The 22,150-nt window shown below is 71.1% G+C and carries 18 protein-coding genes and 1 pseudogene; 12 read left to right on the top strand and 7 right to left on the bottom strand.

Annotation, left to right across the window (positions count from 1 at the left end):
• A pseudogene (locus tag Q0A33_RS10860) lies at positions 1 to 968 on the top strand (hypothetical protein); the annotation flags it as partial.
• 174 nt (positions 969 to 1,142) lie between these two features.
• On the opposite strand, the gene Q0A33_RS10855 reads toward Q0A33_RS10860, so the two are convergent.
• From Q0A33_RS10855 to Q0A33_RS10845, 3 genes are all read right to left on the bottom strand, one after another.
• A complete protein-coding gene (locus Q0A33_RS10855; RefSeq protein ID WP_291796226.1) occupies positions 1,143 to 1,622 on the bottom strand; it encodes an SRPBCC domain-containing protein in 480 nt (159 codons plus the stop codon).
• Positions 1,619 to 2,002, bottom strand: a complete 384-nt coding sequence (locus Q0A33_RS10850) for a metalloregulator ArsR/SmtB family transcription factor (protein ID WP_291796223.1) — start codon at positions 2,000 to 2,002, stop codon at positions 1,619 to 1,621. The genes Q0A33_RS10855 and Q0A33_RS10850 overlap by 4 nt, the downstream gene beginning before the upstream one ends.
• Before the next feature lie 234 nt (positions 2,003 to 2,236).
• The gene (locus Q0A33_RS10845; protein WP_291796219.1) at positions 2,237 to 3,202 is read right to left on the bottom strand and encodes a GTP-binding protein; all 966 of its coding nucleotides are present in this window, start codon (positions 3,200 to 3,202) and stop codon (positions 2,237 to 2,239) included.
• Between the two features lie 299 nt (positions 3,203 to 3,501).
• On the opposite strand from Q0A33_RS10845, the gene ykgO reads away from it, so the two are divergent.
• The 6 genes from ykgO to Q0A33_RS10815 all read left to right on the top strand — a co-directional run bounded on the left by ykgO (position 3,502) and on the right by Q0A33_RS10815 (position 9,415).
• Positions 3,502 to 3,624 carry a type B 50S ribosomal protein L36 gene (gene ykgO / locus Q0A33_RS10840; protein WP_291796217.1) on the top strand — a complete coding sequence of 41 codons (123 nt, stop codon included), beginning with the start codon at positions 3,502 to 3,504 and terminating at the stop codon, positions 3,622 to 3,624.
• Positions 3,625 to 3,826: 202 nt separating this feature from the next.
• Entirely contained in the window at positions 3,827 to 5,455 is a 1,629-nt protein-coding gene (locus tag Q0A33_RS10835; protein WP_291796215.1) for a long-chain fatty acid--CoA ligase, read from the top strand.
• A gap of 117 nt (positions 5,456 to 5,572) precedes the next feature.
• Positions 5,573 to 5,782, top strand: coding sequence for a type II toxin-antitoxin system VapB family antitoxin (locus Q0A33_RS10830; RefSeq protein WP_291796212.1), 210 nt, complete (start codon positions 5,573 to 5,575; stop codon positions 5,780 to 5,782).
• 160 nt (positions 5,783 to 5,942) lie between these two features.
• Complete coding sequence (locus Q0A33_RS10825) at positions 5,943 to 7,343, top strand: beta-ketoacyl-[acyl-carrier-protein] synthase family protein (RefSeq protein WP_291796209.1); 1,401 nt, start codon at positions 5,943 to 5,945, stop codon at positions 7,341 to 7,343.
• A 247-nt stretch (positions 7,344 to 7,590) separates the two neighbouring features.
• Positions 7,591 to 8,865 (top strand): acyl-CoA dehydrogenase family protein, encoded by a 1,275-nt coding sequence (locus tag Q0A33_RS10820; RefSeq protein ID WP_291796228.1) that lies wholly within the window; start codon positions 7,591 to 7,593, stop codon positions 8,863 to 8,865.
• Positions 8,866 to 8,977: 112 nt separating this feature from the next.
• Positions 8,978 to 9,415 (top strand): nuclear transport factor 2 family protein, encoded by a 438-nt coding sequence (locus Q0A33_RS10815; protein ID WP_291796207.1) that lies wholly within the window; start codon positions 8,978 to 8,980, stop codon positions 9,413 to 9,415.
• A gap of 199 nt (positions 9,416 to 9,614) precedes the next feature.
• Here Q0A33_RS10815 and Q0A33_RS10810 read toward each other — a convergent pair whose 3' ends face one another.
• On the bottom strand, positions 9,615 to 10,973 hold the full coding sequence (locus tag Q0A33_RS10810; RefSeq protein WP_291796204.1) for an MFS transporter: 1,359 nt from the start codon (positions 10,971 to 10,973) through the stop codon (positions 9,615 to 9,617).
• A 155-nt stretch (positions 10,974 to 11,128) separates the two neighbouring features.
• Between Q0A33_RS10810 and Q0A33_RS10805 the strand changes: the two genes are divergently transcribed.
• Both Q0A33_RS10805 and Q0A33_RS10800 read left to right on the top strand, forming a co-directional pair.
• Entirely contained in the window at positions 11,129 to 11,965 is an 837-nt protein-coding gene (locus tag Q0A33_RS10805; protein ID WP_291796201.1) for a 3-hydroxybutyrate dehydrogenase, read from the top strand.
• A gap of 227 nt (positions 11,966 to 12,192) precedes the next feature.
• Positions 12,193 to 12,972, top strand: a complete 780-nt coding sequence (locus Q0A33_RS10800; protein ID WP_291796198.1) for a class I SAM-dependent methyltransferase — start codon at positions 12,193 to 12,195, stop codon at positions 12,970 to 12,972.
• A 154-nt stretch (positions 12,973 to 13,126) separates the two neighbouring features.
• On the opposite strand, the gene Q0A33_RS10795 is transcribed toward Q0A33_RS10800, so the two are convergent.
• Positions 13,127 to 15,028 (bottom strand): acyl-CoA dehydrogenase, encoded by a 1,902-nt coding sequence (locus tag Q0A33_RS10795; protein WP_291796196.1) that lies wholly within the window; start codon positions 15,026 to 15,028, stop codon positions 13,127 to 13,129.
• A 237-nt stretch (positions 15,029 to 15,265) separates the two neighbouring features.
• Positions 15,266 to 16,162, bottom strand: coding sequence for a LysR family transcriptional regulator (locus Q0A33_RS10790; protein ID WP_291796193.1), 897 nt, complete (start codon positions 16,160 to 16,162; stop codon positions 15,266 to 15,268).
• A 323-nt stretch (positions 16,163 to 16,485) separates the two neighbouring features.
• On the opposite strand from Q0A33_RS10790, the gene mmsB reads away from it, so the two are divergent.
• From mmsB to Q0A33_RS10775, 3 genes are all read left to right on the top strand, one after another.
• A complete protein-coding gene (mmsB, locus tag Q0A33_RS10785; protein WP_291796191.1) occupies positions 16,486 to 17,397 on the top strand; it encodes a 3-hydroxyisobutyrate dehydrogenase in 912 nt (303 codons plus the stop codon).
• A gap of 250 nt (positions 17,398 to 17,647) precedes the next feature.
• Positions 17,648 to 18,745, top strand: a complete 1,098-nt coding sequence (locus tag Q0A33_RS10780) for an NAD(P)-dependent alcohol dehydrogenase (RefSeq protein WP_291796189.1) — start codon at positions 17,648 to 17,650, stop codon at positions 18,743 to 18,745.
• A 191-nt stretch (positions 18,746 to 18,936) separates the two neighbouring features.
• Positions 18,937 to 20,292, top strand: coding sequence for an aldehyde dehydrogenase family protein (locus tag Q0A33_RS10775; protein WP_291796187.1), 1,356 nt, complete (start codon positions 18,937 to 18,939; stop codon positions 20,290 to 20,292).
• Positions 20,293 to 20,409: 117 nt separating this feature from the next.
• Here Q0A33_RS10775 and Q0A33_RS10770 read toward each other — a convergent pair whose 3' ends face one another.
• Positions 20,410 to 22,113 (bottom strand): AMP-binding protein, encoded by a 1,704-nt coding sequence (locus tag Q0A33_RS10770; protein WP_291796184.1) that lies wholly within the window; start codon positions 22,111 to 22,113, stop codon positions 20,410 to 20,412.
• Positions 22,114 to 22,150: the final 37 nt, after the last annotated feature.

Here is a 22,150-nt window from a genome sequence, read left to right as displayed (position 1 = left end):
GTGCCGTGCTGCTGGGCTGGGGCTTTCCGGTGGTCGCCGCCGGCGGTGCTGTGCTGTTCGTGTGCATCGCGGTCTTCCTGTGGATCGCGCTGCCGGGGCGAGGTCGCCGGCAGGAGCGGCGGCGTGTCGAGTCATCCGCAGGGCGAGGAGCTCGCAGGGACGGGGTGGCTGCATCCGAGCTCGGGAGTGAGGCACCAGCGGCCAGGGCGGCGGACCGCCGTCGAAGGGAAGCAGGCTCGAGCCGCCGTCGCGGGGGAGTGGTCGCGGATCGTCGGTTCCTCGCCTTCGCGGGCCTGCATGCCGTGGACCTCATCGCCTACAACCAGCTGTACCTCACGCTCCCGCTCGAGCTGCGGCGCGTGGGGGGAGGAGCGGCGGAGATCGGGCTGAGGTTCGCCGCGGGCTCGGTGCTGACGCTGGCGCTGCAGCTGCCTGTGGCCAGACTGTTCGCCGGCACGCGGCCGGGTGTGGCGCTGCGCTGCGGCTACGCGGCGAGTGCGCTCGGCTTCGGGGTGCTGGCTGCGGGTGCACTTCTGGGCTCGGGCGGCCCGGGTGGCCCGGATGAACGCGGCGATTCGGGTGGTTCGGGCGGGCTGGGCGCCCTGCTCGGCCTCGGCGGCTCCGGTGCGTTCGAGAGCATGCCCGGCACACCCGTGGACGGGCAGATGCTGGCGGTGTTCCTGGCCGTGGGGTGCCTCACGCTCGGTCACCTCATCGCCAATCCCATTGCGCTCAGCACAGTTCCCCGATTCGCCGGTCGCCGCCCCGCGGGCGCGTACTTCGGCCTGCTCTCGACGACGGGCGGCATCGGGGTGCTGGCGGGCAATGTCGTGGCCGGGCGGCTCATGGGCGATGGTGCGGCCGGTTCGTGTGCGGTGTGGGTGTTCCTGGCGGTGCTGCCGCTGGTCTCGGCCCTTCTCATCGTGAAGGTGGCGAACGGGCGGGCGGGTCGGAAGGTGCCGGACTGACAGCTCGGGCCTGCGCGCCGAGGCCGGCCTCCTCACGGCATGTGCGTGTGCGCTGTGAGGAGGCCGGCGTCTCTGCGGCGGGGAATCGCCCCGCAGGTCGTTCCGGCATGGGCCGTAGCGGAACCGGCACCCGGTGGCGGGAGAATGCCTCTGCCGCCGGGCGGAGGCAGGCCCTCAGCGGGCCGGCTGGTTTCCGAGGTGTGCGGCGAGGTTGCGCAGCGCCTCGTCCCAGCCGTCGTAGACGTATCCGTCGCCGGGGGTGCCTGCGAATCCGCGCTGGTGGAAGACCATCTCCGTCTGCTCGGCGTGTTCGGTGAAGGTGAGCGTGATGACGGACTGGGCCTCCTCCGCGCGATCGTCCGGGTCGCCCCAGGTGAAGACGAGGCGGTCCTGAGGTGCGACCTCGAGGAAGACGCCGCCGGTCGGATACTTCTCACCGGTCTCCTCGTTGGTCATGGTGTAGCGGTAGAGGCCGCCTTCGCGGACGTCGTAGGAGATCGAGTCCGTCGTGACCCCGAAGGGGTGGAGCCAGCCGGCGAGGTGCTCCTCCTCCGTCCATGCGCGCCAGACGAGGTCGCGCGGGGCGTCGAAGGTGCGGGTGATCGTGAACTCCGGGGTGGTGGGCGAGGCCGAGGCGTCTGTCTTCGTGCTCATGGCGATTCCTCCTGGGGCGTGTTCGGGGCTGGGCGGGGCGTCGGCGCCCCGGCGGCTTCTGTCTTCATGGACGCGAGGTGCGCGTCGAGTGCGTCGAGGCGCTCATTCCACTCACGGCGGTGCTTCTCGACCCAGGCCGAGGCCTCGTCGAGGGGCTCTGCCTGCAGTGAGAGGGTGCGCCACTGCGCGTGCGCGGTCCGGGTGACCAGGCCTGCGCGCTCGAGCGCCTTCAGGTGCTGGGAGATCGCCGGTGCGCTCATCTCGAACGGTTCCGCGATCTCACTGACGGTGGCCGGTCCCTGTGCCAGGCGCGTGAGGATCTGTCTGCGCGTGGGGTCTGCGAGAGCGGCGAACACCATGCTCAATGGGTCCTTCGCCACTGATGAACCATCTCCTTAATTAGTGGATACCTTAAGTATGACTGGGGATCCGGTGCTGTCAAGGGTCGAAGTTCCGGTCCTGCGAAGTTCCGGCTCCGCGAAGTTCCGGTCCTGCGGGGCCCTTTCTCGCGCGGAGGAGGGCCCGCAGAATGACCGTTGCGCGAACGCAGGTGTGCGAGTGCTGTCCGGAGGCCGGCGGTGTCCTCGGGCGCGGGAGCACCACCGGCTCGGATGTCACCGCTGGTCCGCGCCTCTCCACGCAGGGAACGGGTCCGGGTAGGTGCGCCAGGCCTCGGGGCCGGCGAGGAGCTCTGCGTCGGTGAGTGCGGCGGCATCCAGGGCCTCGGCCAGCTGACGGAGATCCAGGTCGAGGCCGATGAGCGCGAGATCCTGGCCGAGGGCGAGCGGCTCGTCGGCGGCGGTCAGCCGGCTGTCCAGGGCTGCGGGTGTGAGCGAGAAGCTGCCGCCCACCTGCCCCCACTGGGCGGTGATGTGCGGGCGCGAGCACAGCCGGCAGAAGCCGACCGAGCGCAGGAGCCGGCCTCGGCCGAGGGCCTCGTGGCTCTGCAGTGCGCGGGCGAGGCGCCTCGGGTGGAAGGGTCTCATCTGCTCGTAGCGCAGTGCGCTCACTCTGCTGTGGCGATGCTGTGGTGCGAACTCGTCGTTGAGGAGGGCGATCCATCCCGGCCGCGTCTGCTCCCGGGTGTACGGCGCTGTCGCATACCCGGCTCCGGGGTTCGGGTAGTCCGCCCGCCGCGTGACGCTCGCCAGCTCCACGTGCGCCTCGGGGCTCAGGTGGCTGGTGAGGGACCGGAGCGCGTCCTGCTCCTCGCGGCGGAGGAGGCTGCAGTTGGTGAGCACGACGGTCGAGGCGAACTCGATCTGCGTGACGATCAGCTCAGCGCGCGGAGCCGTGAGAGGCGTCCCCTCGGCGTCGCTGCGGCCGAGGGGCACGTGTGCCGTGGTGGTGAGGTCGGCGAGGAGGTGCGCGGCGTCGACGATGCAGATCAGCTCGCGCAGGCGGGTGGGGCTTCCCTCGTGGGTGTGGTCCGCGACGATGCTGCGCGCGGAGGTCTCCACGGGGTACTCCAGGACGAGGCCGGTCGAGCCGGGGACGCGGGTGTTGAGCGCGAGTGCGGAGCGGAGGGTCTCGTCCGGGTCTGCGGGGCCGGCCAGCTGACCGGCGGGGACGAGCGTCATGTGGCGGGAGGCAGCCAGGCGGCGCGCATATTCGCGGCGCTCGGGGGTGCATGCTCCGACGACGGCGATCACGTCTGTGCCACTGGTGGCGGGGACCCCGAGGTGCGGGTCCCCTGTCTCTCCCGTGTGGACCGTGGTCGGCTGCTCGGTCTCGACGTGCCTTCCTTTTCGGAGGCGCCGTCCGCTTCGGGGGTCGTCTCTGAGGGGGTTCTCGCCTGCTGCTGCCATGGGGCTCGGTTCCTTCGCCTGGAGTGTGTATTCTGAGTGATGTTGATAATCATTCCACATAGGAGGTCGAGATGAAGGTCCGCAACTCCCTGCGTTCGCTCAAGAAGCAGCCCGGAGCGCAGGTGGTGCGGCGCAAGGGGCGCACCTACGTCATCAACAAGCTCAACCCGCGCTTCAAGGGGCGGCAGGGGTGACGTTCTCGCGCTGACTCGCACCTGTTGACGCTGTGCGCACGTGTGCTCGGGTGAATGACGCCAATGGGTGCGAAGTGTCGTGACGCGACTCCGCGCGGCAGCCCGCGCAACAGAGCGTCCGTCGCAGCACGCCCGCCGCTGCTCCTTAGACTGAACACGGTCTGTTGCCGCAGGCCGCCGCACAGTCCTCGGGAGGTTGAGAGTGCCCATCACCCACGTCGTTCTGCAGACCGCGGAACAGCATCCGGACAGGATCGCGATTGCGGGTGAGGACGGACGCCTCACCTATGCGGAGCTGGTCGAGGACTCCCGGCACATGTTCGCCGCGGTCGAGTCCCTCCACCGTGCCCAGCCGGAGCCTCCTGCGCCTGCCCCGGAGACTCGCGGCATCCCCATCACGGCCGTCAGCGTGGAGTCCGCATTCCACACCTCCCGCATCGTCGCCGGACTCGCCGGGTACCGGGCGGTCTCCGCGACCCTCGACCCGCGCTGGCCCATCGAACACCGCGTGGGGGTGGTGCTCTCCACCGGCATCGGCGTCATCGTCAGTGATTCCGCGGATCTCGCGGAGGCTCTCGCCGCCCGGGGCTGGACCGGCACGGTCGTCTCGCTGCAGGAGTTCCGGGAGCTCGAGGGCGGAGCCGTGCCCGCGCCGATGCCTGCCGTGCGCGGCGGCGAGGAGCCGTTCCTCATGCTGTTCTCCTCCGGCACCACCAGCAATCCCAAGGCCTTCCTCAAGACGCGCGAGCAGTACCGGGCGAACGTCGCCGTCTCCAGCGCCCACCTCGAGCCGCTGCCCGGCGTCGCGACACTGGCGCCCGGCCCCGTCTCCTACAGCCTCACGCTCTACGCGCTCATCGAGTGCATGGCGACCGGCGGCAGCGCGCACATGGCAGATCAGTTCGATGCGATCGACGCCGGTCGCCGGATCGCAGCCGTTGGCATCACCCGCGTGGTCGCCGTCCCCGCCGTCGCTCAGGGCCTCGCCGCCGCTGCTCGCCGCGACCCTGAGCGCTTCGCCTCCCTGGAGCTCGTGGTCACCGGCGGCGCGAACCTGCCGGAGTCCATCCGCACCGGCCTGGCCGAGGCGCTGCCCGGAGTGCGCCTCATCAGCTACTACGGTGCCGCGGAGATCGGCTTCATCGGTGACAGCCGTGACGGCGACGGTACGCTCATCAGCCTCTACGACGGCATCGAGGCGAGCATCCGCGACGACGCCGGGAACCCCGTGCCGGACGGTGAGCTGGGCACGCTGTGGATCCGCGCCGATGCGTGTTCGGACGGCTACCTCGCCGGAACCACGACGGAGGTGCTGCGCGGTGCGGACGGCTGGGCCACCGTCCACGACCAGGGCAGGCTGGTGCTGGCGGAGGGTGGGCAGTCTGCCGCCGAGGCCGGCCCCGGTACCGGAGGCGCCTCCACCGGAGGGGTCGCTTCAGCCGAGGCCGGAGCGGCAGGCTCCCCGGCACCTCGGCCGCGGCTGCAGCTGGTGGGACGCAGGGGCGACATCGCCGTGACCGGCGGGCACAAGGTCGCCCTGCCCGAGGTGGAGCGCGCCTTCGACGGCATGCCCGGGCTGGGAGCGGTGTGCGCGGTGGCGCTGCCGGATGCCGCGCTGGGCACCGTCGTGGCTCTCGTGGTGGAGCCGGAGAGTGCGGCCGGTGTGCCAGGAAAGGCGCAGCTGCAGGAGTGGGCGCACGCCCGCCTCGCCCCGCAGTTCGTACCGCGGCGCTGGTACGCGGTGGATCGCCTGCCCCGCACGGTGGGTCAGAAGATCAGGCGTCCGGCCACTGCGGAGCTCGTGCAGGAAGGACGTGCGAGACGGCTGTGAGGCACGTCGTCCTCGCGCTTGCTGTCGCTCTGGTGCAGAGGACCAAGGGGAGAACGGCGGTGAAGAACGCAGTCATGTAATCGCTCATATGGCGAGTGAAGGGAGCAGGCGATGGTCATGACGAGTGTTGACCTGGATCCACAGCTGATCGAACGCGCGAGGGCATTGACGGGTGAGCGCTCGAACCGGGCGGTCCTCGACCTCGCACTGCGTCGCCTCATCGCGTCGAAGCAGAAGGACGCGATGATCGACGGCATCGCGGAGCTCACCGATCTGCCGGACGAACTGAATGCACCAGTCGCGAGTCCGTCCCCTCCCGCGACATGACTTCTGTCGCATCGCGAGGGTGTCCGCACTGCAGCACGAGTGCATAGAGCCGTCTCGCTGACGCACCTCGTGACTTCGCAGGGCTGGACATGGTTAGCCTGAGCTGTGCACGTGCGTGGTGCACAGGGCAGAGCGGAATCCGGACCGGCAGGAGGCGGCGATGACTGAGCGGCGACGAGTGGTCGTGACCGGCATGGGTGCGGTGACACCCAGCGGCACCAGTGCGCAGGCGCTGTGGGACTCGGTGGCCGCCGGCCGCAGCGCGATCCGCGAGCTCGAGGGCGAGCAGTACGCGGACCTGGCGGTGCGGATCGGCGGCCAGGTGCGCGACTTCGACGCCGTCGCGTACTTCCCCCGCTCCCTGGCCCGCCGGCTGAGCCCCGTGCAGCACTGGGCCGTGGCGGCCGGTGACGAGGCGCTGGCACAGGCGTGCGCCTCGGCGGCGGATTCTGCTGCAGAGAGCGCAGCGAGGTCACCGCAGGTCACCACCGTGCCCGAGGCCGGGGCCGGGAACCCGCCCGCGGTCCCGGAGGAGCTCCCCTGGGACCCGGTGCGCATCGCCGTCATCGCCGCGACCGGTTCCGGGCCCGTCGACGCCATGCAGGCCGCCACGCGTGCGCTGGACTCCGGCGGCCCGCGCGCCGTCCCGCTCACACTCGCCATCTACGGTGCCCCTGACTCCGCCGCCGCGCTGCTCAGCCAGCGGCACGGGATCCTCGGCCCGGGCCAGGGGGTCTCCGCCACCTGCGCCTCGGGGGCCATCGGCCTGGGGGAGGGCCTGCGGCGCATCCGCCACGGCTATGCCGATGCCGTCCTGGTGGTCGGGATGGAGGACTGCCTCGGCGGGGTGAACCTGGCGTCGAACGCGAACATGCGCGCGCTCGCGGCGGGCTATGAGGGCGACCCGGCGGCGGCCAGCCGGCCCTTCGACGCCGCACGGTCCGGCTTCGTCATGTCCCAGGGGGCGGCGGCCGTCCTGCTGGAGTCCGAGGACTCCGCCCGCGCCCGAGGCGCCCGCATCCTCGCAGAGCTCGCCGGCTTCGGTGCCTCCTCCGATGCCCACCACCCCACCGCACCGCATCCGGAGGGCCGGGGCGCCGCAGCCGCGGTGCGCGAGTGCCTGGCGGACGCGGCAGCGATGAGCGCGGGGGACTCAGCGGGCCCGGGCGCTGGGGCTTCGCACACCGGTGCGGACGCGGGCGCCGCCTCGGTGGTCGTCGACCACATCAACGCCCACGGCACCGGCACGCCGGCCGGCGACGAGGCTGAGCTGCGCGCGCTCGAGGCGGCGCTGGGCCAGGAAGCCCGCACGGTGCCCATCAGCGCCACCAAGTCCAGCACCGGACACCTGCTCGGGGCCTCGGGCGTGGTGGAAGCGGTGATTGCAGTGCACACGCTGCGCGCGGGGCTGCTGCCGCCCACCCTCAATCTGGACGAGCCGGCGTTCGAAGGCTGGGACTTCGTGCGTGGAGCCGCGCGCAGTCAGTCGGTGCGCAGCGTGCTCTCCACCTCGTTCGGGTTCGGCGGGCACAACGGGGCGCTGCTGTTCCGGTCCGAGTGAATCTCGATGTGGACGATGAGTGGTGAAGGCTCAGGCTCTGGGCGCGAGTCTGCCGTGACGGCCGCAACCACCAGGCCGCTGATGACGGTTGCGACGATGGTTTCAACGGTGTTGCCGAGGAGTGGCATCTCCTTGTTCATGCAGGCCGTGTCGGAGGACGCGTCAGGTGGGCGGAGGTACGGGCGCGGGCGGGGCGGAGAGTAGCGTGAGCAGTGACACCACGGGCGGCGAGAGCGAGGGGACGAGGATGACGGATCGGGAGCAGCGGCACGCGGAGCTCGCGGAGCAGTACCTGCCGGAGGAGCTGTTGCAGCGCTTCCGCGAGCGTGCGGCGGTGTACGACGCGGAGAACCGCTTCTTCGACGAGGACCTCGAGGAGCTGCGTGAGCGCGGCTATCTCACCCTCTTCGTGCCCACCGCACACGGCGGTCCCGGACTGAGCCTCAACCAGGTCTCCCGGCTGCAGCAGCGCCTGGCGACGGCCGCTCCGGCCACTGCGCTCGCCGTCAACATGCACCTCATGTGCACCGGTGTGGTCAAGGCGATGGACGACCGCGGTGACGACTCGCTGAACTGGGTGTTCGACGAGGTCATGGCGGGGGAGATCTTCGCCTTCGGGATCAGCGAGCCCTCCAATGACTGGGTCATGCAGGGCTCCACCACCACAGCGGTGCCGGACGGCGAAGGTGGGTACCGGCTCAGCGGCGTGAAGATCTTCACCTCGCTCTCCCCGGTGTGGACGCGTCTCATCGCGCACGGTCTGGACGAGACGACGGACCCCGAGGCGCCCGCGCTGGTCTACGGCTTCCTCGAGCGGACGCCGGAGGAGGCACGGGCGCAGTACGCGGCGGCGCGGGGCGTCGGGGAGAATGCGGGCGGAACGGACGGGGCCGGCGCGGCTGCCGGTGAGCCCGGCCTCGGCGACGGCATCACGGTGTCCGGCGACTGGGACGTCATGGGCATGCGCGCCTCGCAGAGCCGCGCCACGATCCTCGACGGTGCGCGGATGCCTGCACACCGGGTGGCGCGGCGGATCGAGCCCGGTCCGGTGCCGGACCTCCTCACCTACGCCATCACGAGCGGCTTCCAGCTGCTCATCGCCTCCGTCTATGCCGGTGTGGCGAGGCGGGCGCTGGAGCTGGGTGCGGAAGGGCTGAAGGCGCGCCGCTCGCTGAAGAAGGACATGACGTATGCGGAGGTGCCGGAGTCACGCGTGCGGCTGGCGGATGCGCACCTGGAGTTCATGGCCGTCCCCGCACAGCTGGAGACGTACACGCGTGAGTTCGACGAGCTCACGGATCACGGAGCCGGCTGGCCGCTGCGGCTGGTGAGTGCCCGCATCAACGCTTCGACGGCTGCGCGCCGGTGCGCGGAGACCGCGCTCATGTGCACGAGCGGGCGAGGGTTCGGCAACGCCCACGAGCTCAGCCGCCTGTTCCGCGACGCGACCGCCGGGCTCTTCCACCCGCCCAGCGAGGATGCCGCCCGCCCCATGTACGCGGCGGCACTGCTCGACGACTGAGGCGGTGTGCCGCCGCTCCGGCGGAGCCGGGGGCGCGGTGTGCCGGCGGAGCCGGTGCGCCGGAGGACACGGTGCGCTGGAGACCGTGAGGTGCCGGAGGAGAGGGAGAGACATGGTGGGAACGGATCGTGTGGGAGCGGATCGTTCTGCAGTGCCGGAGGGGCCGGGGGACGCGGTGGACGCCTCGACTTCCGCTGGTACCCCGACCCCCGCGGAGGCGCTCGTGGAGCGGCACGTCAGCGCGTTCAACGCGAAGGACCTCGACGCACTGCTCGCGGACTTCACGGAGGACGCCCGCTGGGTCACTGGCGACTATGCGGTCCCGGCCGGAGGTCTGCGGGACTTCTTCGGGCAGGCGATGAGCGCTGTCCTTCCCACGCTCACCGTGGTGCGTGTGATCGACGGCGGGGAATCGGTGGTCGCGGAGATGACCGAGGAATGGACCTACGAGGGAGTGGTGAAGAGTGCGGCGCTCCTTGCGGTGTTCGACCTGGAGGAAGGGCGGATCGCACGCGCCAAGATCTACCGCGAGGGTTCGGCGGACGCCTGAGGGAAGGCGGCCTCGGGCGCTGCGGCTCTTCAGGGGGACCGAGCGCGCACTCGCGGGCGGGGACCGCACCTGCTGGTGGGGACCGCACCCGCTTTGTCTCCAGGACACCCGCTTCTCGGCGGAGAGAGGCGGGTGTCCTGAGGGAGAAGCGGGTGTCATCTGGTGATTAGGCGAATGCCCGTGCACGCACCCGCGAGCGTCACTCGTCCGCAGCGACGGAGACCCGCGCAGCGGAGGCCCGCGTGGCGGAGGCCTCGGCGGTGTCTGCATGTCCGGTGAGGAACCAGTTCGCGGCACCCGCGAGCACCACGACGGAGGCCGCGCACACCGGCGCCCAGAGCGCGGTGCCGGTGCCGAGTGCCTCGGCCACCTGGCCGGTGCCCGCAGCCGCGAGCGACTGCCCCACGATGACGCCGGAGCCCAGCATCGTCATGACGGTGGCCGAACGGCCCAGCGGGCTCCGGTCCGCGCCGAGCCCGTACAGCGTGACGAGCACGGGGCCCACACCGGTGCCCATGAGCGCCAGCGCGACGACGACGGCAGCCAGCGCGGTGGCGTTCGCGAGCAGGAGGCTGCCGCCCAGCAGGAGCAGGCCGAAGGTGAGCCAGCGCGCACGGAGGGAGAACCGTGCGGGCAGCCACGCCATGCCGAGAGCGAGTACGGCGGAGCCGATGCCCATGATCCCGTAGAACAGCCCTGCCCTCTCGGACTCGCCCAGGTCCGCCATGAAGGAGGTGAGCGAGGTGAGCACTGAGCCGAAGAACAGCCCCACACCGAAGATGCCCACGACCACCGTGAGCAGGACGGGACGGAAGAGCTCGCGTGCCGACGACGGTGCGGAGCCGTCCTCGCTCCGGGCGGCGGAGACGGCACGGCCGGTGGGGTGCAGGGCGAAGGCGATGACGAAGACCGCGGAGAGCGCGGCGGCGATGGCCAGCGGCGCCCACGGGCTGAGGGCGGAGGCGAGGATGCCGACCAGGAAGGGACCGAACACGAACACCATCTCGTCCGCGGCGGACTCGTAGGACATGGTCGCGGAGAGCGCCTTGGGCCTGCGAGCAGGCGCCATGCGCTCCGCGATGAGCGTCACGAGGCGCGACCGCGACATGGGTGCGACCTGCGGTGCCGTCGCACCGATCCCGAACGCCGCGAGGAGCAGCAGCGCCGGCGACGCCTGGCTGTACACGACCGCGCAGAAGACGAGGAGCAGGACGCTGTTGACCGGCGCGATGAGCAGCAGCACGCGGCGCTGGCCGAACCTGTCCGCAGCCGCCCCCAGTAGCGGACCCACCACCGCCGTGCCGACGCCCACGAAGGCGGAGGTGAGGCCGCCGAGGGAGAGGGAGCCTCGGGCGGAGACGGCCACGGTGAGCACACCCACGACCATCATCGCGAAGGGAAGGCGCGCGATGAAGGCGATGGGGAAGTAGGGGAGGCCCGCGAGGCTGAGCACGCTGGGCTGCGCTGCGCCGTTCCGGGCGGCGTCACTCAGTGCGGCACCGCCGCCTGCCGGATCGTTCGGGGCAGTGCCGACGGAGGAGGTGTGCGTCTGTGTCATGGCTCTTCGGGGGTCGGGGACGCGGTGAGAATGGTGCCGCCGCTGTCCGCCGGAATGCCGACGGCCGGTAGATACACAACTGCACCGGATTCTAGCAGGGCGGTTCGCGGCAGGGGAACGCCTCCGCGTCCGTGCCCCGGCGTATCGTTGCTCACATGACTGATCTGCTGAAGAACCGCCGTGCCCTCGTCACCGGTGCCGCCTCCGGGATCGGCCGCGCCACCGCGCTCGCCTTCGCCGCGGAGGGTGCGCACGTGATCGTCGCGGACAGGGATGCCGCCGGAGCCGAGGCCGTGGTCGCGGAGATCGCCGCGGCGGCCTCGGGTGCGGGTTCTGCGGCGACCGGGGAGGCCTCTGCTGCGGGGCCGGCCTCGGGGGCGGGGTCTGCGGAGGCCTGGGAGGTGGACCTCGCGGACACGGACGCCCTCGAGGCGCGGTTCGCCGCAGAGCCGCTCGAGGTGGACGTCCTCGTCAACAATGCCGGCATCCAGCGCATCCACCCGGTCGAGGGCTTCCCGCTGGAGGAGTGGCGGCTCATCCAGCGGCTCATGCTGGAGTCACCGTTCGTCCTCACGAAGGCGGCGCTGCCGGGCATGTACGCGCGCGGCTGGGGCCGGATCATCAACCTCTCGTCCGTCCACGGGCTGCGGGCCTCGGCGAACAAGTCCGCCTACGTCGCCGCCAAGCACGGGATCATGGGACTGACCAAGACGACGGCGCTGGAGGGCGGCCCCAAGGGCGTGACCTGCAACGCGATCAACCCCGGCTACGTCATGACGCCCCTGGTGCAGAACCAGGTGGCGGATCTGGCCGCTCAGCGTGGCATCAGCGAGGACGCGGTGCTGGACGAGGTCTTCCTCGAACACTCCGCGGTCCCGTCGCTGCCGGTGCCCGACGACGTCGCCGCGATCGCCGTGCTGCTCGCCTCCGAGGCCGGCCGCGCCATCAACGGAGCCGCGCACTCGATCGACGGCGGCTGGTCCGCTGCGTGAGCGAACGCGCCGGGGGTGCGAGCGGGAGAGCCACCGGTGCGCATCCCTCCGCCGAGGGGCCGGTCAGCGCGGACACCGGTGCGGTGAGTGTGTCACGTGCCCCAGTGCAGGCTGCCGCAGCGTGCTCGGCAGCTGAGGGGTCTGAAGGGGAGAGCTTCTCCGCAGATCTTCCTGCGGAGAATGCCTACGACCGCAGAGCCGAGGAGTACACGCAGCTCCTGGGATCCATGGATGCGACCACAGAGGCCGATCGCGCGCTCGTGGGCCGCTGGGCGGACTCCTTGCGCAGGATTGTGCCCACCTCACGTGACGTCTGTGTACCGGACGTGGTGGGCGTCCGGTGCGCAGACGTCACTTCCGACGGCCGGCAGGACGAGGACGGCGCGCCGCTGCTTCTCGATGTGGGCTGCGGCCCCGGGCACTGGACGGCGTGGCTGGATGCGCGGCTTGCTGATGGGTGTGAGCGCTCGGCGGGCGCAGCCGACCACCGTGCCGGTCCGGCCGAGGCCCCGGCCGGCAGGGTTGACCATCCCGCCTCTGCGGTCGCAGACGTGCCTCTGCTGCGCACCGGCGAGCCCGAGAGGCAGGGCTCGCCGAGGATCCATGTCGTCGGCATCGATCCTGCGCCCGCCTTCCTCGCCCTCGCGCGGAGCAGGTTTCCCTCCACTGCATTCCGCCTCGGGCGGGCTGAGGAGCTGGGAGAGTCGGACGCGAGCGTGCAGGGGATCCTCGCCTGGTACTCCCTCATCCACACCGCTCCCGAGGCCCTGCCCGCCGCTCTCACCGAGTTCGCCCGGGTGCTGGCACCCGGTGGCAGCCTGCTCATGGGCTTCTTCGAGGGGCCGCGGTGCGAGCCTTTCGACCACGCGGTGACGACGGCCTGGTTCTGGCCGGTCGGGGAGCTCTCCACCGTGGTCGCGGAAGCTGGTTTCGTCGTGGAGGAGACCCATGCCCGGCACGATCCCGGGGCACGACCGCACGGAGCACTCCTGGCCCGGCGGCGCTGAGAGCACCACCCTGAACGCACCGCACCGCCCCCTGCCCCCGAGAGCCTCGAAGTTACGTCCGCGTAGCTGCCGTGGTGGGCGGCCGCTACGCAGACGTAACCTGAGGGTTTGGGTGTGAGCCCTTCCGGGCTCGGAAGCGTGACGTGCCGGGTGCTCAGAGGACGGCGTCGTCGAGGTCCGCGAAGGTCCGGTCCAGGCTCTCCAGCAGGTCGAACTGCGGGTGCACCCGCGGCAGCTCGTGGCTGAAGAAGTACCGGGCCGCGGCGCGCTTGCCGGCGTAGAAGGCGGTGTCATCGGCACCGGATGCGCGGCTGGCCGCGCTTCCCGCAGACGAGCCCGCACCGCTCGCGGAGGCACCCGCATCGGCGCCACCGGAGGTTGCGCTGTCACCCGTGCCGGCCTCGGCGGCGTCCGCCGCGAGCGCCTGCTCCAGCCACAGCCAGGCCATGACGGTGTGGCCCACGGCCTCGAGGTATTCCCACGAGTTCGACTGCGCCTGCAGCGGATCCCCGTCCGCCCACAGCGTCGCGGTGACGGACTCCGTGCGCGCCAGTGCGGTCTCCAGTGCGGCGGCCTGCTCTGCCCAGGCGGTCCCCTCCGCCTTCGCGGTCGTCGCGCGGATCGTCTCGGCCAGCAGCCGCAGTCCGGCGCCGCCCTTCATGCGGACCTTGCGGCCCAGCAGGTCGAGGGACTGGATGCCGTCCGTACCCTCGTGGATGGGGTTGAGTCGGTTGTCGCGATAGAGCTGCTCCACGTCGTGGTCGCGCGTGTACCCGGCGCCGCCCAGCACCTGGATCGCGAGGTCGTTGGCCTTGAGGCACCAGCGCGAGGGCCACGTCTTCACGAGCGGAGTGAGCACGTCGAGGAGGAGGTCGGCGCGCTCGCGGTCGGCGGCCTCGGGCGCGGTCTGGGACTCGTCCAGCAGCCTGGCCGCGTAGAGGACGAGGGCCATGCCGCCCTCCACGTAGGACTTCGAGGCCAGGAGCATCCGGCGGATGTCCGGGTGGCGCACGAGGTGCACGGGCGGAGCCGCCGGATCCTTGTCCTCGAGCGGGCGGCCCTGGATGCGGTCACGGGCGTACTCCAGGGCGGCGAGGTAGCCGCGATAGCCCAGCGCCACAGCGCCGGAGCCCACACCGATCCGCGCGCCGTTCATCATGTGGAACATGTACGCGAGGCCCTTGCCGCGCTCGCCCACGAGATGCCCTACGGCACCGCTCTTGCCGCCGGGCGTGAACGCGCCCTCTCCGAAGTTCAGCAGCGTGTTGGTGGTCCCGCGCCAGCCCATCTTGTGGTTGAGCCCGCTGAGCACCACGTCATTGCGCTGGCCCACGCTGCCGTCGTCATTCACCAGCTTCTTGGGCACGATGAACAGCGAGAGGCCCTTGACGCCCGGCGCATCGCCCTCAGCGCGGGCGAGGACGAGGTGCACGATGTTCTCGCTGAGCTCGTGCTCGCCGCCGGAGATCCACATCTTCTGGCCGTGCACGCGGTAGGTGCCGTCGTCCTGGGGGACGGCACGGGTGGAGACGTCGCTCAGCGAGGAGCCCACCTCCGGCTCGGAGAGGCACATGGTGCCCGTGAAGCGGCCCTCCAGCTCCGGGACGACATAGCGCTCGATCTGCTCCGGCGTGCCGTGGGCCAGGAGGAGGGCGGCATTGCCCATCGAGAGCATCGCGTAGCTGGAGGTGGCGATGTTCGCAGCCTGGAACCAGGCGAAGCAGGCGCGGGAGACGGTGTGGGGCAGCTGGATGCCTCCGTACTCCTCGTCGACGGCACCCGTGAGCAGGCCGGACTCCGCGAACGTGTCCAGAGCGGCCTTGACCTCCGGGATGATGTGGACCGTCTCGCCGTCGAACGTGGGCTCGTTGAGGTCGTTCTTGCGGTAGTGCGGGGCGAAGTGCTCGCGTGCGATGTCCTCGGAGACCTCGAGGAGCGAGTCGAAGGTCTCGCGGGAGTGGTCCGCGAAGCGCTCCCGCTCCGTGAGCGCGGAGACGTCGAGCCAGTCGTGGAGCAGGAAGCGCAGGTCGCGGCGGGACAGGATCGATTCGGTCATAGGGGCATCAGCCTTTCGCGGACGAACAGCATTGGTCGGTCACGCCGATCGAATGAGCGGTAAGTACCACTGTAGCGGGAGGGTGCGGCGGATTCGGCGGGGTGGAAGCGGCGGTGGGGCGTCCTGGCACCGGCTGTGTGCTCAGCCGCCCGCGTATGGGTGGGTGGCTGTGAGGGTTCACGGGTTCACGGAGCGCGAGAGGCGAGCACAGCAGCACAGCACCGCCGCGCCGCATCCTCAGCGCAGTGCGGCGAGGACGTGCTCCACCACCGGGCTGCGCAGCGCCTCCGGCCGCACCGACGCCCAGTACTCCATGACCTTGTCGAACTCCGGCAGCACGCGGACCAGGGAGTCGTCGCCCTGCGCGGCGTACACCGGCAGGAGGCCGATCCCCACGCCCATCTGCGTGGCCTGCAGCTGCGCATTCACCGAGTTGGAGCGGAAGTAGCCGGCCGTCTCCGGCAGCGACTCCGCCGCGTTGAGGAGACCGTCGACCTCCAGCGAGTGCTCCGGATAGTAGATGAGCCGGCGGTCCGCCAGCGCCTCCTCCGTCTCCGGCTCCCCGTGGCGGGCGAGGTAGGACGGCGCGGCGAAGAGGCCCAGGGAGTACGAGCGCAGGTAGTGGGCGGTGGAGTGGCGCGTGTCCGGACGGCCCACCACGATCTCGATGTCCATCCCGGAGCGGTAGCGGCGGGCGCGCTGCGTGGCGGTCTGGAGCTCCACCTGCAGGCCCGGGTGGTTGCGCTGCAGGCGGCTGAGCGCCGGCATGGCGAAGGTGCGGACGAAGCCCTCCGGCGCGGCGATGCGCACGGTCCCGGACAGGCGGCGTCCCGCGCCGCCCTCCTCCGGGGCGGGCCCGGCGACGGAGGCGAGGGCGGTCTCCACGGCCTCCGCGGCGGGCAGCAGCTGCCTGCCGCGCGCGGTGAGCTCCCAGCCCTCGGGGGCCTGGGTGAGCACGCGGTCCGCCACCGCCTTCTCCAGGGAGGCGATGCGGCGGGAGACCGTCGTGTGGTTGACGCCGAGGCTGTGGGCGGCCGCCGTGTACTTGCCCAGCCGGGCGACGGCGAGGAGGGTGAGGAGGTCATCCGGCGCGATGCGGGGGCCGGAGGCCGACGGCACGTGCGAGCTGGTCATGGAGGCATCGTATCCGTGGGGCCGCGGTGGGTCTGCGCTGACGCACCGGCGCATGGGCTCGCGGAAGGATGCGCAGACGCCGGCCGCCGCACGCGCGTGCCGGACGGAGGCGGGCCTGCTGCGAGGTGCCGGCACGACACGAGGCCGGCGCCTCATCTGCACCGGTGCACACCTCCGGTGCGGAAGCGGATCCTCCTGACGGCCGCCCGGGCCGCGCGCAGGGGCGCGGTGTGTGACGGCGGGCATATTCTGGGGGTGTCAGCCGCACGGCCCGGAGCCGAGCCGGAGCGGCACGGAGGAACAGGCGAGTGCAAGGAGGCATCATGGCGAACATCGGCTGGATCGGACTGGGCAACATGGGCCGCCCGATGACGAAGAACCTCATCGCGGCAGGTCACACGGTCAAGGGCTTCGACGTCGTCCCGGCGGCGGTGGAGGCGGCAGCCGCGGACGGCGTGCAGGCGGTGGGATCCATCGCCGAGGCCGTGGCCGGCGCGGACTTCGTCTTCAGCATGCTGCCCAAGGGCGAGCACGCCCGCAGCGTGTACTTCGACGCCGGCGGCGTCTTCGACTCCGCGTCCACGGACACGCTGCTGGTGGACGACTCGACGATCGACGTCGACACCGCGCGGGCCCTGCACGCCGGTGCCCGCGAGCGCGGCTTCCGGTTCATCGACGGGCCGGTCTCCGGCGGTGTGGGCGGCGCGCAGGCGGGGACGCTCACCTTCATGCTCGGCGGCGCGGATGCGGACGTGGAGGCGGTGCGCCCCGTGGTCGAGGCGATGGCCGGCAACATCTTCCACGCCGGCGGCGACGGAGCCGGGCAGGCCGCCAAGATCGTCAACAACATGCAGCTGGCCATCAGCCTCCAGGGCGTGGTCGAGGGCGCCGTGCTGGCCCAGCGCTTCGGACTCGACCCCAAGGTCTTCTTCGACATCGCGAAGGTGTCCTCCGGCGACTCCTGGCCGCTGCGCAACTGGTACCCCGTCCCCGGAGTGGTCGACATCTCCCCGGCGGAGAGGGAGTTCACCGCCGGCTTCTCCACCATGCTCATGCACAAGGACGTGGGCCTGGCGCTCGCCGGCGCGGAGTCCGAGGGCCTGGACCTGCCCGCCGCGAGCCTCGTCCACGAGAAGCTGCAGAAGCTCATCGACGAGGGCTGGGGGGACCGGGACACCTCCGTCCTCATCCGCAACATCGACGAGAACGCGAAGGGCCTGCCCGAGGCGCCCTGAGCGAGCGCTTCTGACGAGAGGGTGCGCCCCGCGCGGTTCCACGGCGAACTGCGCGGGGCGCACTTCTGTGCACTGCGCGGGGCCGGGGAGTGGGGCAGGGAGTTGGCCGGCACTCCCGCAGGTGAGGAACGAGACAGCCGCGAGCCCTGCCCGCGGACCGCGCCGAGGTCTAGAGTCATGCACGCAGACGAATACGACGATCCGCACGCCGACCGCGGATTCCCGAGCCGGTGTGCTTGAGGAGGCGGAGATGAAGACGCGTGCGGCCGTGGTGGTCGAAGGCGGCAAGGACCTGGAGATCCGCGAGGTCGAGCTCGACGATCCCCGTCCGGATGAGATCCGCGTGAAGATGGTGGCGTCCGGCATCTGCCACACGGATGCGATCTTCCGTGACCAGTGGCACCCCATCGAGCTCCCCGCCGTGCTGGGGCACGAGGGCTCGGGCATCGTCGAGGAGGTCGGCAGCGCGGTCACGGACCTTGCTCCCGGCGACCGCGTGGTGCTGGGGCCGGCGTTCTGCGGCCAGTGCGCGCAGTGCTTCGCAGGGCACCCCATGTACTGCGAGAAGTTCGGCGAGCGGAACTTCGCCGGTGTGCGCGGAGACGGCTCCCGGGCCTTCAGCGACGAGAACGGCCCGGTGGGCTCGCACTTCTTCGGCCAGTCCTCCTTCGCGGAGCACTCCAACGTCGTGGCCAGCGGTGCGATCAAGGTCGACGAGGAGGTGCCGCTCGAACTGCTCGGACCCCTGGGCTGCGGCATCATGACCGGTGCGGGCTCCGTGCTCAACGTCCTGGACGTGAAGGCGGGCGACTCGCTCGCCGTGTTCGGCACCGGCGCGGTCGGCATGGCCGGCGTGCTCGCCGCGAAGGCGGCCGGCGTCTCCACCATCATCGTCGTCGACATCGTCGAGTCCCGCCTCGAGTTCGCCCGGGAGCTCGGTGCCACCCACACCGTGAACTCGAAGGAGCAGGACCCGGTGGAGGCGATCATGGAGATCACCGGCACCGGCGTCCAGCACGCGCTCGACACCACCGGTGTGCCCGCGGTCTTCAACCAGATGACCAACTCGCTGCGCATCCTCGGGCACGGTGTGCTCGTAGGGGCCTCCAAGGTGGGCACGCAGGCCTCCATCGACGTGGGCACTCGCCTGGCCTCCGGCATCCGGGTGAGCCTGGTGATCGAGGGCGATGCCGTCCCGCAGGAGTTCATCCCGCGGCTCATCGCGCTCCACAAGACCGGCGTCTTCCCGTTCGAGAAGCTCACCCGCACGTATCCGCTCGAGGAGATCAACCGCGCGTTCGCGGACTCCGCGGAGGGGACCACGCTCAAGCCCATCGTCGTCTACTGAGCGACGCCGCGGCCGGCGGCTGAGCGCACAGCCGCCGGCTCCCGAGGCGCCGGCCCGCTCGCAGACCCGCTCACCGGGCGCGCACCGGCCCCCGGCGAGTGGGAACCACCCTGTGAGAAGGGGGCCGAGGCCGGTGTCCTCCCGGTGTAGTGTCGGCCCCAGCTATCGCATCACATGGAGGTGATCCGCCTATGTCCGCATGGGACCCGAACGAGATCCGACGAGTCCACGAACTCCAGCAGCGCAGCAAGTGGAGGGTGGGGAACACCACCGCGGAGCAGCGGGTGGAGAAGCTGGGGAGGCTCCGCGAGGTGCTCCTCAGCCGCGCCGACGACGTCGATGAGGCCCTGCACCGGGACCTGCGCCGCACCAAGGAGAAGTTCGCGGACGGCTTCACCGGCGCCGGGACGGAGCTGGGCGGGGTCCTCGCGGAGATCGACGGGATCATCGCGCACCTCGCGGAGTGGATGGAGCCGCAGGCCGTGCCCGTCTCATACCCCGGCACCGAGGCGTTCGTCCAGTACGAGGCCCGCGGCCAGGTGCTCCTGTACGGTCCGTGGAACTACCCCTTCCTGCTGACCTTCCAGCCGCTGGCGGCGATCATCGGTGCCGGCAACGTCGCGATCGTCAAGCCCAACGAGCTCGCCCCGGCCACCTCCGCGCTCGCGGCGGAGATCATCCGGGCGGCGTTCTCCGAGGACGAGGTGGCGGTCTTCGAGGGCGGAGTGGACCTCGCGAACGCGCTCTCCGAGCTCCCCGTCGACCACGTCTTCTTCACCGGCAGCCCTGCTGTGGGCAAGGTCGTCATGGCCGCCGCGGCGAAGCACCTGGCCTCCGTCACGCTGGAGCTGGGCGGCAAGTGCCCCGCGGTCATCGACGGCACCACGGACCTCGACGCGGCCGCGCAGGCGCTCATGATCGGCAAGATGTCCAACGCCGGCCAGATCTGCCTGGCGCCGGACCACGTGTACGTGAAGCGGGCGCTGCGCGACGACTTCGTGGACCGCTTCATGGGCGCGGTGCAGGACCGCGTCTACAACGGCGACGAGATCAACCTCGACCGCTTCTCCCGCATCGTCGACGAACGGAACTTCGACCGGGTCGCAGGCTACATCGACGATGCCGTGGAGCGCGGTGCCAAGCTGATCGGCAGCGGTCGGCGCGACCGCGAGACGCTGACGGTGGAGCCCTGCGTCCTCCTCGACGTGCCCGAGGACGCCGCCGTCATGCAGGACGAGATCTTCGGCCCGGTGCTGCCGGTGTTCGCCTACGACGAGCTGGGCGAGGTGATCGACGGCATCCGCAGCCGCACCAAGCCGCTCACCATGCACGTCTTCACGGCGGACCCCGAGGCCGAGGCCCGGGTGCTCGCGGAGACCTCCTCCGGCGGAGTGAGCATCAACGGCTGGGCGGGCAACTACCTCGAGCCCAATCTGCCCTTCGGCGGTGCCAACCACAGCGGGATCGGCGCCTACCACTCGATCCACGGCTTCCGGGAGCTCTCCCACGCCCGTGCCGTGGCGAAGCGCCCGATCGTCCAGGACTGAGCGGACGCACGAGGCCGCACGGATCGCTGAGATCCGCGCGGCCTTTCCGCCGGTGCTCCGGCCCCTGCTCCCGCCGGTGCTCCGAACCATGCTCCTCAGGCGCTCCGGCCGGCCCCCTCAGAACTGCTGCCGCAGCACGTTCTTCCTGATCTTCCCGGTGGTGGTCTTGGGCAGCGCGTCCACGAACTCCACCCGCTTGGGCGTCTCGAAGCCGCTGAGCTTCTCCCGCACGTGGGCGAGGATCTCCTCCTCCACCTGTGCCGCGCGCCGGCTGCGCTCCTGAGCACTCACGCTCCCATCCGCCACCGAGCCCTCGCCCTCCAGGGGCGGCACGCGGTCGCTGAGCACCACGGCCGTGACGGCCTCGCCCCAGTGCGCGTGCTCGGTCCCGATCACGCAGCACTCGACGACTCCCGGCGCATCCGCGACGATGCGCTCGACCTTCATCGAGGACACGTTCTCCCCGCCGGTCTTGATGATGTCCTTGACCCGGTCCGTGAACCAGACGACGCCCTCCTCGTCCAGGTGCCCGAGGTCCCCGGAGTGGAACCAGCCGTGCCGGAAGGACTCCTCGTTGGCGTCGGGCCGGTTCCAGTAGCCGAGCGTGACGTGGCCGCCCCGGTAGACGATCTCACCGGTCTCGCCGGTGGGCAGGAGCTCGCCGTCGGGGCCCATGATCTGCACGCGCACGGTGGGCATGGGCATGCCCCACGAGCCGTTCTTCCCGTGCCGGTGCTCGGGCCGCTGGAAGGTCGTCGCGGGGATCACCTCCGTCTGCCCGGAGCCCAGCACGATCTTGGCGTTGGGCATCATCGCGTCCATGCCCGCGAGGATCCGCTCCGGCATCTGCGCCATCGCGTACATGGCCGTGTCCATCGCACTGAGGTCGCGCGGCCGCTTGGCGTGTTCGGCCACGAGCGCGCCCCACATCATCGGCAGGCCGGTGAAGGTCGTCACGCGCTCGCGCTCCAGCGCGTCGATCGCGGCGACGGGATCGAAGCCCTGCTGGATGACGAGCGTGCCGCCGGTGAACAGGACGGGCTTGGCCAGGGTGTTGAGTGCGGTCACATGGAACATCGGGAGGACGAGGAGCATGGTTCCCGGCGTGCGTCCCCAGTCCCCGCCGAGCAGGAGCGCGTTCGTCATCGCGCCCATGACGACAGCACTGTGTGCGGCCAGCGCGCCCTTGGGGTTCGCGGTGGTCCCGGAGGTGTAGAGGCACTGGACGACGTCGTCGCTGCCGATGAGGATCCGCAGTTCCTCGCCCACCTCGGCGGCGAACAGGTCTGCGAGGTCGACGGTCCGGGCTCCGGGGAGGCCGGAGTCGAGCGGGGAGGCGCCCGAGGCCTCGGCCGCCTCCGCCGCGCCCGCCGTCCGCCGCACCACGACGGTCTCCACCTCCGCACCGGCCGCCGCAGCCGAGGTCAGCAGGGGCAGCAGGGCCTCGTCGATGACGACGGTGCGGGCCTGGGCGTCCGTGAGTATCCAGGCGATGTCCTCCGGCGCGAGGCCGTAGTTGACGGGCAGGGCCACCCGCCCGGACTTCGCGATGCCGAAGTAGACGGGGAGGAACTCGTAGCAGTTCGTCATGAGCACGGCGACGGGCTCGCCCTGCTCCGGCGCGTGGGGGAGCGCGAGGATGCCGCGGGCCACGGCCTCGGAGTCGTGCTCGAGCGTGGCGTAGTCGATGCGGCGCTCGCCGTCCACCACGGCGATGTTGTGCGGCAGTCTGTCCGCCGTGCGGGTGAGGGCGTCGCCCACGGTGTTGCGGCGTGCGAGGTTGAGGTCCTGGGGGTCGACTCTGCTGGTGTCCGCGCGCATGGAGGGTCCTTTCCTGGGAGGGGGAGTCCTGGTCCTG

The organism is Brevibacterium sp. (genome assembly GCF_022712115.1).
In the GTDB taxonomy this organism is placed as follows: Bacteria; Actinomycetota; Actinomycetes; order Actinomycetales; family Brevibacteriaceae; genus Brevibacterium; species Brevibacterium salitolerans.
Note: the sequence above shows the minus strand (reverse complement) of the source record. Positions and strands in the feature narration are given on the sequence as shown.

Bases quoted from the DNA above. Each gene is read 5' to 3' on its own strand.
- Q0A33_RS10845 (WP_291796219.1), bottom strand. From the start codon at position 3,202: ATGACGCTCGTCCCCGCCGGTCAGCTGGCCGGCCCCGCAGACCCGGAC.
- Q0A33_RS10775 (WP_291796187.1), top strand. From the start codon at position 18,937: ATGTCCGCATGGGACCCGAACGAGATCCGACGAGTCCACGAACTCCAG.
- Q0A33_RS10855 (WP_291796226.1), bottom strand. From the start codon at position 1,622: ATGAGCACGAAGACAGACGCCTCGGCCTCGCCCACCACCCCGGAGTTC.
- Q0A33_RS10830 (WP_291796212.1), top strand. From the start codon at position 5,573: ATGACGAGTGTTGACCTGGATCCACAGCTGATCGAACGCGCGAGGGCA.
- Q0A33_RS10770 (WP_291796184.1), bottom strand. From the start codon at position 22,113: ATGCGCGCGGACACCAGCAGAGTCGACCCCCAGGACCTCAACCTCGCA.
- mmsB (WP_291796191.1), top strand. From the start codon at position 16,486: ATGGCGAACATCGGCTGGATCGGACTGGGCAACATGGGCCGCCCGATG.
- Q0A33_RS10810 (WP_291796204.1), bottom strand. From the start codon at position 10,973: ATGACACAGACGCACACCTCCTCCGTCGGCACTGCCCCGAACGATCCG.
- Q0A33_RS10815 (WP_291796207.1), top strand. From the start codon at position 8,978: ATGGTGGGAACGGATCGTGTGGGAGCGGATCGTTCTGCAGTGCCGGAG.
- Q0A33_RS10800 (WP_291796198.1), top strand. From the start codon at position 12,193: ATGGATGCGACCACAGAGGCCGATCGCGCGCTCGTGGGCCGCTGGGCG.
- Q0A33_RS10820 (WP_291796228.1), top strand. From the start codon at position 7,591: ATGACGGATCGGGAGCAGCGGCACGCGGAGCTCGCGGAGCAGTACCTG.
- Q0A33_RS10825 (WP_291796209.1), top strand. From the start codon at position 5,943: ATGACTGAGCGGCGACGAGTGGTCGTGACCGGCATGGGTGCGGTGACA.
- ykgO (WP_291796217.1), top strand. From the start codon at position 3,502: ATGAAGGTCCGCAACTCCCTGCGTTCGCTCAAGAAGCAGCCCGGAGCG.
- Q0A33_RS10780 (WP_291796189.1), top strand. From the start codon at position 17,648: ATGAAGACGCGTGCGGCCGTGGTGGTCGAAGGCGGCAAGGACCTGGAG.
- Q0A33_RS10790 (WP_291796193.1), bottom strand. From the start codon at position 16,162: ATGACCAGCTCGCACGTGCCGTCGGCCTCCGGCCCCCGCATCGCGCCG.
- Q0A33_RS10805 (WP_291796201.1), top strand. From the start codon at position 11,129: ATGACTGATCTGCTGAAGAACCGCCGTGCCCTCGTCACCGGTGCCGCC.
- Q0A33_RS10795 (WP_291796196.1), bottom strand. From the start codon at position 15,028: ATGACCGAATCGATCCTGTCCCGCCGCGACCTGCGCTTCCTGCTCCAC.